The organism is Microbacterium sp. (assembly GCF_049650565.1).
Taxonomy (GTDB): Bacteria; Actinomycetota; Actinomycetes; order Actinomycetales; family Microbacteriaceae; genus Microbacterium.
In genome coordinates this window covers 1-2,630 of record NZ_JBASAK010000100.1, presented here as the reverse complement: position 1 = coordinate 2,630, position 2,630 = coordinate 1, and the positions used below count along the sequence as shown (strand labels likewise).

At 69.9% G+C, this 2,630-nt stretch carries 2 protein-coding genes; one reads left to right on the top strand and one right to left on the bottom strand.

Annotated features, from left to right (window positions below):
• On the bottom strand, positions 1-1,882 hold a 1,882-nt coding region (gene glgX, locus WA967_RS15255; RefSeq protein WP_424424352.1), incomplete at its 3' end, for a glycogen debranching protein GlgX.
• 109 nt (positions 1,883-1,991) lie between these two features.
• Here glgX and WA967_RS15250 point away from each other — a divergent pair.
• The coding region (locus WA967_RS15250) for a cysteine desulfurase family protein (RefSeq protein WP_424424350.1) at positions 1,992-2,630 on the top strand (639 nt) is incomplete at its 3' end.

Below are 2,630 nucleotides of genomic sequence, written 5' to 3'. Positions count from 1 at the left end.
GGATGCGGTTGGACGCCCCGTTCTCCGGGACGCTGGCCGCCACGTACTGCAGGGTGCGGTTGCGGGGGTCGTTCCACTGCTCGACGTCCATGGTGTCGCCGTTCTGATCGAACCAGTCCATGACGCTGGAGTCCGGCACGTGCTCGCCCAGCACGGCGAACCTGCTCGGGCGCAGGGCGGGGTTCTCCGCACGCAGGCGCGTGAGCAGGGCGACATGGGCGGTGAGGTCCTTCTGCCAGTCCTCGTGCTCCCAGTTCAGCCAGCTCAGGGCGGAGTCCTGGCAGTACGCGTTGTTGTTGCCGCGCTGGGTGCGCCCGAACTCGTCGCCGGCGGTGATCATCGGGATGCCGGCCGACAGCAGCAGCGTGCCCATCAGATTGCGCATGGCCTTGCGGCGCTGAGCCAGGATGCCGGGATCGTCGGTGGGACCCTCGATGCCGTGGTTGAAGGACCGGTTCATGTCCGCGCCGTCGCGGTTGTCCTCGCCGTTGGCCTCGTTGTGCTTGACGTCGTAGGCGACCAGATCGTGCAGAGTGAACCCGTCGTGCGCGGTGACGAAGTTGATGCTGGCCAGCGGACCGCGCTCGTCGCTGTAGGTGTTGGCCGAGCCCGCCAGGCGGTTGGCGAACCCGCCGATCCCGACCGGCGCCGAGGCGCGTCGTGCGTAGTCGATGTCGCTGAGCCAGAAGTTGCGGGCGCGGTCGCGGTAGCGGTCGTTCCACTCGCTCCAGCCGTCGGGGAAGTTGCCGGTCTGCCAACCGCCCATCCCGATGTCCCAGGGCTCGGCGATGATCTTCACGTCCTGCAGGGCGGGGTCTTCGCGGATGGCGGTGAGCAGCGGATGCTCGCGGTCGTATTCGTGCTCGGCGTTGCGGGCGAGGGCAGTGGCGAGGTCGAACCGGAAGCCGTCGATCTGCATCTCGGTGGCCCAGTAGCGCAGCGAGTCCAGCACCAGGCGCGCAGCGGCATCGGTGGCGGTGTTGAGGGTGTTCCCCACGCCGGTGGTGTCGATGTAGGTGCCGTCCGGCTGCTGCCGGTAGTACGAGGCGTTGTCGATGCCCCGCAGGCTGGAGCGCGGACCGCCGATGCCCTCCTCGCTGGTGTGGTTGTAGACCACGTCGAGGATCACCTCGATGCCGGCCTGATGCAGCAGCTTGACCATGCCCTTGAACTCGCTCAGCACGGTCTCCGGACCGCCCTTGCGCGCGGATTCGCTGGCGTAGGCATGGTGCGGGGTGAAGAAGTTCAGGGTGTTGTAGCCCCAGTAGTTGGTCAGGCCGCGATCGAGCAGGCGCGGCTCGGTCATGAACGCGTGCACGGGCAGCAGCTCGACGGCAGTGACACCCAGGCTCTTGAAGTAGTCGATCATGGCCGGGTGCGCGAGTCCCGCGTAGGTGCCGTGCAGGGCCGGTGTCACGCCCGGGTGGCGCTTGGTGAGGCCCTTGACGTGCCCCTCATAGATGACCGTCCGGTCCATCGGGATGCCGGGCTTGCGGACGTCGCCCCAGTCGAAACCGTCCTCGATCACGACCGAGCGCCACTCCTCGTAGCCGTCGCCCTGGGCGAGTCCCCGGCCGTAGGGGTCCAGGAGCAGCGTCTCGGAATTGAAGACGTGTCCGGGGCCGTGCGGGCCATCCACGCGCAGCGCGTAGCGGGTGCCGGGCTGCAGCAGGTCGGTGGTGACCTCCCACACGCCGCCGGGGCGGCGCTCGAGAGGAGCCTGGGCGGTCTCCCAGTCGAGGTCATCAGCATCGAAGACGACCAGCTCGATCGACGAGGCGTTCTGCGACCAGACGCGCAGGGTCCCGACGCCGTCGTGCAGCCGGACGCCGAGATCATCGAGAGCGGAGCCTCCCGGAGGAGGCGTGGTGGTCGCAGGCATGGGAAACAGCCTAAACGCGCGCGGCGTGTGCACGTGAATCCCGGTGCCGCGGTTCACGAACCTCGGTCTCGCCGCCGCCCCGGTGCGTTGGACGGACGACAATGGGAGCATGCGGTTCTACCTGGATCATGCGGCCACGTCCCCCCTCCGTTCGGAGGCACGGGATGCCTGGTTGGCGGCGAGCGAGGTGGTCGGCAACGCCTCGTCCACGCACGGCGCCGGTCAGGACGCACGGCGGCTGCTGGAGGAGTCGCGCGAGCGGGCGGCGGCCGTGCTGGGCTGCGATCCCATCGAAGTCGTGCTCACCTCCGGCGGCACCGAGTCCATCAACACCGCGCTGAACGGGCTGTGGCGTGCGCGTGCCGCGGGGGCGGATGCCGTGGTGCTGCCGGATGCCGAGCATCACGCCACCATGGACACCGTCGCGGCCCTCGCGAAGGAGGGCGCGTGCGTGCGCGCCGTGCCGGTGTCGGCGCAGGCACGGATCGATCTGGAGGCGTTCCGCGCGGCGCTGCCCGGCGCGGCGCTGGCGACTGCCCTGGTGGCCAACAACGAGGCCGGCACGATCAACGACGCGTCCGCGCTCTCGCGTGCGGCGGCGGATGCCGGTGTGCCGCTGCACCTGGATGCCGTGGCGGCCTGGGGGCACGTGCGCCTGTCGTTCCGCGAGCTGCGCGGCGACGCGCCTGCGGCGGCGGGCCTGGTCGCGATGAGCGTGGCCGGGCACAAGATCGGCGCGCCGGTGGGC